The following is a 2,526-nucleotide window of genomic DNA, read 5'->3' as shown; positions in this document are numbered from 1 at the left end:
GGGCCCGCCTGAAGGGGCCGACCGGGAGCGGTCCCGGTCCCGGCTGCCGCCGCCGCGCGGGGGGAGGGGCTCGGGGCTGTCCGGAACGTCCGGCGGGTGGTGGATCGTCACCGCCGCTCCGGGGCGGCCGGGGTGGCCTGGGTCACGGCCCCGCGGGCAGGCGCGGGCCGTCGCCACCGGGGGCCCCGGGGTGTGCGCGGGCGCTTCGGCCGCAGGTGGCGGCCGGGTTCCCGGGCCCGGCGGCGGGGGCCGCGCTCCGGCGGCGGATCGTGTGCGCGGGCGAAGAGGTCGGACTCGCGGCGGACCCGGGCACGGGCGGGGTCGCTAGACTTTGCCCCGGTCTCGCCCATCCGTACGAGCCGGAGGAGTGCAGTGGCAGCCAACGACCGGGCATCAGCGCCCGGAAAGTCCGGCGGAGGCTCCGGCAACGAGGCGCTCATGCGCGCGTCCCTGAGCGCGGTCGCGCCGGGCACGTCCCTGCGGGACGGCCTGGAGCGCATCCTGCGCGGCAACACCGGCGGCCTGCTCGTCCTCGGCATGGACAAGACCGTCGAGTCGATGTGCACCGGCGGCTTCGTCCTGGACGTGGAGTTCACCGCGACCCGGCTGCGCGAGCTGTGCAAGCTGGACGGCGCGCTCATCCTCGACAAGGACATCACCAAGATCCTGCGGGCGGGCGTGCAGCTCGTCCCGGACGCCTCCATCCCGACCGAGGAGACCGGCACCCGGCACCGCACCGCGGACCGGGTCTCCAAGCAGTGCGGCTTCCCGGTGGTCTCGGTCTCCCAGTCGATGCGCCTGATCGCCATCTACGTCAACGGCGAGCGCCGCGTGCTGGAGGAGTCGGCCGCGATCCTCTCCCGCGCCAACCAGGCGCTGGCCACCCTGGAGCGGTACAAGCTGCGCCTGGACGAGGTGGCCGGCACGCTCTCCGCGCTGGAGATCGAGGACCTGGTGACTGTCCGGGACGTCACCGCGGTCGCCCAGCGGCTGGAGATGGTGCGCCGGATCGCCACCGAGATCGCCGAGTACGTGGTGGAGCTGGGCACCGACGGCCGGCTCCTCGCCCTCCAGTTGGACGAGCTGATCGCGGGCGTCGAGCCCGAGCGGGAGCTGGTGGTGCGGGACTACGTCCCCGAGCCCACCGCCAAGCGCTCGCGCACCGTCGCCGAGGCGCTCACCGAGCTGGACGCCCTCTCCCACGCCGAGCTGCTCGAACTGCCCATCGTGGCGCGGGCGCTGGGCTACAGCGGGTCGCCCGAGACGCTGGACTCGGCGGTCTCGCCGCGCGGCTACCGGCTGCTGGCGAAGGTGCCCCGGCTGCCCGGCGCGATCATCGAGCGGCTGGTCGAGCACTTCGGCGGCCTACAGAAGCTGCTGGCCGCCAGCGTGGACGACCTCCAGACCGTGGACGGCGTCGGCGAGGCCCGCGCCCGCAGCGTACGGGAGGGCCTCTCCCGCCTCGCCGAGTCCTCGATCCTGGAGCGGTACGTCTGACGGGACGGCGGGAGCCGCTCAGTCCTTGGCGAGGGTGAAGGAGGCCGGGAGGACCTTCGCGCCCGGGACTGCGACCTCGACCAGGTAGGTGCCGGGCTCGGCGGCCGGGCCCGGCTTGCCGGGGACGCACTGGGGCTGGGACCCGCGGCGGTCCCACTCGACGGTGTGGGTGACGCTGCCGCCGGCCGGAACGCGGACGAGCAGTGTGCCGGCGCCGCGCGGGCAGTGGTCGGACGCCCAGACGTCGTCGTCCTCGGCGCTGATGGTGAGCACCGCGTGCTTCGGCCCGAGGTCGGCCTTGCAGGTGGTGGCGGAGGCGTTGCGGACCAGCAGCCTGAACTTCGGCTTCTCGCCGGGCGCATAGCGGTTCTTCTCGCTGGTGAGGGTCAACCGCAGCGCGCCGGGCGGGCAGTTCGGCAGGGGGGAGTCGGCGGGGACCAGGCCGCCGGCCGCGGTGCCGCCGGCGCCCGTACCGCCTTGCGTACCGCCGCCGTCCGCTCCCGCGCCGCCGGAGCCGGAACCGCTGCCCGTGCCGCCCTGTCCTCCGCCGGGGGCCGCCGAGTCGCCGTTCTTGCCGTCGTCGCCGCCGGAACCGCCGGGCTCCTCGCGGCCGCCGGGGGCCTCGCTGATCGCGGGCCCCGAGCCGGAGGGACCGGGGGTGATCTCGGAGGGCGCGGGCGAGGAGCCGTTGCGGCCCTCGTCACCCTTGCCGCCGCCTCCGCCGCCGGACAGCAGCGCCCACACCACCAGCACGGCGACCAGCACGGCCAGGCTCGCCGCGACGGCCCTCCGCCGCCAGTAGATGGAGGAGGGAAGCGGCCCGACCGGATTGCGCAGTGATCCCACGGACCGAACTGTACGAGAGACGGGGGGCCAACTGCCGCGCCACATGCCGCCGCTGTGTGAAGTTTTGCGGATGATCACACCCGGTCGCGGAGGACCGCGCACGGACCGGCGACCGTGCGTCCGCACTTCCTGACGGACCGTCACGCGGGGGCGGCCGGCGGGGACGGGGGCGACCGCGGGGAG

At 75.3% G+C, this 2,526-nt stretch carries 2 protein-coding genes; one reads left to right on the top strand and one right to left on the bottom strand.

Features of this window, described 5'->3' with window-relative positions; all coding sequences use genetic code 11:
• Positions 1-372 precede the first annotated feature (372 nt).
• The gene (disA, locus tag C6N75_RS25765) at positions 373-1,497 is read left to right on the top strand and encodes a DNA integrity scanning diadenylate cyclase DisA (RefSeq protein WP_105871277.1); all 1,125 of its coding nucleotides are present in this window, start codon (positions 373-375) and stop codon (positions 1,495-1,497) included.
• Between the two features lie 18 nt (positions 1,498-1,515).
• On the opposite strand, the gene C6N75_RS25760 is transcribed toward disA, so the two are convergent.
• Positions 1,516-2,343, bottom strand: coding sequence for a hypothetical protein (locus tag C6N75_RS25760; protein ID WP_105871276.1), 828 nt, complete (start codon positions 2,341-2,343; stop codon positions 1,516-1,518).
• Positions 2,344-2,526 lie beyond the last annotated feature (183 nt).

Origin of the sequence: Streptomyces solincola, assembly GCF_002982015.1 — a bacterium.
Taxonomy (GTDB): domain Bacteria; phylum Actinomycetota; class Actinomycetes; order Streptomycetales; family Streptomycetaceae; genus Streptomyces; species Streptomyces solincola.
The sequence above is the reverse complement of the archived record's forward strand: the minus strand, read 5'-3'. Positions and strand labels throughout refer to the sequence as shown.